The organism is Treponema sp. (genome assembly GCF_017430385.1).
GTDB lineage: Bacteria > Spirochaetota > Spirochaetia > Treponematales > Treponemataceae > Treponema_D.
The window spans coordinates 1-4,130 of the sequence record NZ_JAFRNB010000186.1 but is presented as its reverse complement, the minus strand read 5'-3'; the positions used below and the strand labels follow the sequence as shown (position 1 = coordinate 4,130).

Annotated in this window: 5 protein-coding genes and 1 pseudogene; all 6 read right to left on the bottom strand. The window is 40.1% G+C overall.

Annotation, left to right across the window (positions count from 1 at the left end):
- Positions 1 to 300: pseudogene (locus tag IJJ71_RS14740) on the bottom strand (substrate-binding domain-containing protein); the annotation flags it as partial.
- Between the two features lie 111 nt (positions 301 to 411).
- Positions 412 to 561, bottom strand: coding sequence for a hypothetical protein (locus IJJ71_RS14735; protein ID WP_296848108.1), 150 nt, complete (start codon positions 559 to 561; stop codon positions 412 to 414).
- The gene (locus IJJ71_RS14730; protein ID WP_296848106.1) at positions 561 to 1,085 is read right to left on the bottom strand and encodes a cysteine hydrolase family protein; all 525 of its coding nucleotides are present in this window, start codon (positions 1,083 to 1,085) and stop codon (positions 561 to 563) included. Before IJJ71_RS14730 ends, IJJ71_RS14735 begins: the two co-directional genes overlap by 1 nt.
- A 20-nt stretch (positions 1,086 to 1,105) precedes the next feature.
- Positions 1,106 to 1,603: a GNAT family N-acetyltransferase gene (locus IJJ71_RS14725; protein ID WP_296848104.1), complete on the bottom strand. Its 498-nt coding sequence runs from the start codon at positions 1,601 to 1,603 to the stop codon at positions 1,106 to 1,108.
- Positions 1,604 to 1,830: 227 nt separating this feature from the next.
- Positions 1,831 to 3,096: a restriction endonuclease subunit S gene (locus IJJ71_RS14720; protein ID WP_296848102.1), complete on the bottom strand. Its 1,266-nt coding sequence runs from the start codon at positions 3,094 to 3,096 to the stop codon at positions 1,831 to 1,833.
- On the bottom strand, positions 3,027 to 4,130 hold a 1,104-nt coding region (locus IJJ71_RS14715), incomplete at its 5' end, for an HsdM family class I SAM-dependent methyltransferase (protein ID WP_296848100.1). The genes IJJ71_RS14715 and IJJ71_RS14720, both read right to left, overlap by 70 nt.

The following is a 4,130-nucleotide window of genomic DNA, read 5'->3' as shown; positions in this document are numbered from 1 at the left end:
GTTCAATGAACCTAAAGAAACATAACCGATTGCATAATTGTCGCCGGCAACACTTGTAAGCATTACAGCTGTAGAATTTGTAATGGCTGCTTCATCAGTTGTGTAATCAACTTTTTTACCTGATGTATCTTTTTTTTCAATACCAAAAAGTTCAATAAAAGCACCTCGCGTTCCAGATCCGTCTTCCCGACTCAAAACTGTAATTGATTTCTTGCTTTTAAATTTTGGAGCAGCATAAACCGAACAAATCGATGTAGCCAAAATTGCTCCAAGAATCATTTTCTGTAGATTGATTTTCATAATAACTCCTTGAGATTTTAATCTCTTTATTAAGATGTCCTAAATCTACAGGAGTTGTGTTAAGTTCCAATGTAAAAATTGTTAAGAACATGTAAAAAAATAATAAAGAGTCTAGAGAACATCGGTCTTTGGCAAATAATCCAAAAAGACAGAGCCTTGTTGGCGGAGGTTTAGAAAGGGCAACGTTGCCCTGTTTTCAATATCATCTAAAAGAGAAAGCTGTTCTAATACAAAATCAAGATATTCTTTTGTGGAGGTCATTACATTTTTCCCTTCAGCATTTCTATAGCTTCATCCACAGAAATACATTTTGCAAAACGTTTAGGCCACATCATTTCATTGTAATATTTGTAAGTAGTTTCGCCATCCATATAGTCATTTGAAAATGTTGAGTTTGTTTCTGCAGGAATGACAACATTAAATCCCCTTTCAAAAGCTGATTTTACGGACGCATCAATGCAGAAGTTTGTCTGCAAGCCAACAATCATCAGAGTGTCTTCGCCATTCAAATATTCTGTAAGTTCCTTGTTTCCAAAACAAGAGTTTATGGTCTTTATGAAGATTTTTTCTCCTTCAAGAGGAGTAACCTGATTTGCGATTTCAAAATCCTCATCGCCGACAGAAAAACCGCTGCCTTCGCCATCATCGTGCTGAACATAAATCACTTCAACATTGTTCTGACGAGCCGCATTAATAATCCTTACCGTATTCTGAATGAAGTGCTCAAAGTTATAAAGCCGTTCATCCGTTATTCCTTTCTGTATATCAATGACTAAAAGTTTCATGATTTTTATTCCTCTATCGCTCAAAATTTTTCAAATGCAAGTCTGGGATAATTATCCTCTTCAACATAGATTGTCCCACAGTGGTTGAATCCTAGTTTCTTTAAAAGATTCTGCATAACGATATTATCTCCATGGGTATCTATGCGAAGGTTGCCGCATTTTGAAAAAGCCCAATCAATGCAGAAGGCACCAATTCCTTTTTCCGAACCATCTCCAGCCAGACGATGAACGACACCATAAGTATCACTACCCGCCCATGCGCCTTCTGAAATATTTTTGTAAGTTGGTTCTATATTCTTTCCAGATATAAAATAAAAAACTCCGATAACCTGTTCAGTTTCATTAAGGCAGACATAAGAGTTTCCCTCTTTTATATCATTGTGAATAAGTTCCTCAGGCGGCCAGTTTGTAGGGCCCCACTGATTTGGATTTCCATGCGTTTTCATGTATTCACGCGCAAAGGCATAAATCTCCATAATGCGGTTAAAATCCTGTTCTGTTGATTTTCTGATTTTCATTTTTATTTCCCTATCACTAGCGCTCCATAAAAAACACAACCTGTTCTCCAAGCGGGCCGTAGCAAAAGGCCACACATTGCCACTGTTCAGATATGTTTTTACATCTGCAAAGCCTTTTTTGGGCATTGCGTCAGCTTCGCTGCCGCCGGGCTTTGCGCACTTCCGCTCTCGCTCCATTCGACGCAACCTTCGGTTGCTTACGAACGCCTTCGGCGGTGCTCCAATCCCTAATGCAGAGAACTCTTATAACTCTTATAATCTGATGATTCTGCAACCTTCAAAACTGATTTATTTTCATCAAGTTTATATTCAACTTCTTTTTTCACTACTTTCTTTGTGGCCTCTATTTTCCCATCCGTAAACTTCACCACATCCTGGATAACCAGTTTCTGCACTGCGCTGATGAAATCCTGCATCGCTTCATAATCTGGCGTATTGCTTCGGACTGGAAGCATAACCTTATCGCCCTTGATTTTTGCGTTGCTGATACTATTTCCCCAGCTGTATTTGTGGGCAAGACTTTTTCTTATGCAAGTCGCAAGATAAAGCTGGTTCGATTTATCTGCTTTAAAATTTTTAAGATACAAAGCTAGGTTGTGGCTGTCGTTTGAGAAAAAATCATCTTTCTGATAACTGACAACAAAAGTCTTACCGCCGATAAAAATACAATTTCCCTTCTCCAAGAAATCCGCATTATACGAAATATACGAACTTACACTGTTATTTTCTGCACTGGCACAAAGATACGGAATTTTACCAGAGTTTTCTTTTATCTCAGATGAAAGAATATTATGTGTGTTTTTGACACTGAATACATCAGTAACATTGAATTCTTTCCATTCCAGTTTATCAAAACATTCGAGCGCGTAGCGCTCATTTGCCGTAAGCGTAGCGTCGGCAATTCCGCTTACCGTTAGGTAAGCGGAAAGTTCGCGTATACGCTCCTCTTCGAGTTCGCGTATAAAGCTCTCCATCAAATCAAAGTCGATTTCGTTGTTTGAGGTGGTGGGAAGGAGTATTTTTAGTTCTTTTATTTTGTTCCATGTTCCCATGTAATCAAATGAAAATAGTTTCCTCATGTAAGAGAACTGTGTGGCAATAAAAATACCGACACTCTCATTTTTTATAACCTTTCCCGAAAGTGAAAATACATGATTGTGGGTCGCCATTTTATATTTGAAATTGCGATAGAAAGCATTTCCCCAAAAATCTACAGTTATCGTGTTTGCTGGGAATACCTTAGCGAGGCGGTCCGTTCTTCCTTTAATTCCGCAATTATCCAAACCTGAATTAACTAAATATTCGCCTTTGTCATTGCAATCTTTTTGCTGTAAATCTACATCACCTGTTTGTGCTTCAAACAAATCGCCGAGCCTGTATTCGCCCCACTTGACCGCCTGCAACTTTTCGCCAAGCGGGGCATCTATTTTCCCAAGCCGCTTTCTCCGTCTGTTCCGTTTGCTTGATTTTTCAAAAGGTTGGAAACTTCCCATGCAAGATAATCGGCAACAGTTTTCTTGAAGTCGGCAAGTGTTGGTTTTGTGTCCACTGGTGCGCTCTGGTTCCAGTCCGCTCCGTTTTCTGCATCTATCGTGTTTTCATAGTATTCTTTTTCTGTAAAAATATTGAGTTTGCTTTTTCCAAAGCGCACAAGATTCACAACTTCGTCATAGCGTTCTTTTGCCCTGTCGGTGTCACGCAAATTTATGCTGGCTTTTTTACGGTTGGTTCTTGTGTAGCCGTCGTTTGAGAAGTCTATGAATTTTACAAGTTCGTCGTTTTGATGTGGCTCGCCCACACGGAAAACATACACATTCGTCTGCACACTCGATTTTCCCACGAACAAGTCAATCGGCATTTTGATGGAAGCAAGAAGCGTTGAATGTTTCAAAATGCGCTTGTTGTATTCCGCTGCTTTTCCGCTTCCCGCGCTGTTCTGAATAATGATTGCCGCATATCCTTTGTCCATCATAGAAAGAGCCTTTTCAACAAAGACCATTCCGTTACCGCTCGCAGAATAAGGTGGATTCAACACAAAAGCTGTTGCAGGGAATTTCTCGCTGATGCGCGGGAAACCAGATGTTTCCTTAAAGCCGTAATTACCGTTAAAGTCGGTCAGAGAGTTTTTGTTCAAGATGTTTGAAGAGCCGTCGCCCATCAAAATCATATTCAGTATGGCCAGCATATAGATTGACGGCAGGATTTCCAGTCCCAAAAGCTGGTTCGCCTTTATATACGCCTCTTTTCTCTTGAACTCGTCGGGGCTCTGAATGCTTTTTTTCGCGTCGTCAATCATTATGTTCATCGCAGCAACAAGAAGTCCCGCCGAACCTGTTGCAAAATCCCAAACATAGCTGTCTTTGTTGACGCGGGCAAGGCGAGCCAAGAATGAAGCAACATAAGACGGCGTTAGAACAACATCGTTGAGTTTGTCTTGTGAAAAGCCCAGCCAGTTGTACATCTCGTTGAAGAGTTTTCCTGTAAAGTCTGTTGTGAGCCCGATTTTGTAATAAAGCCCCAAGTCATC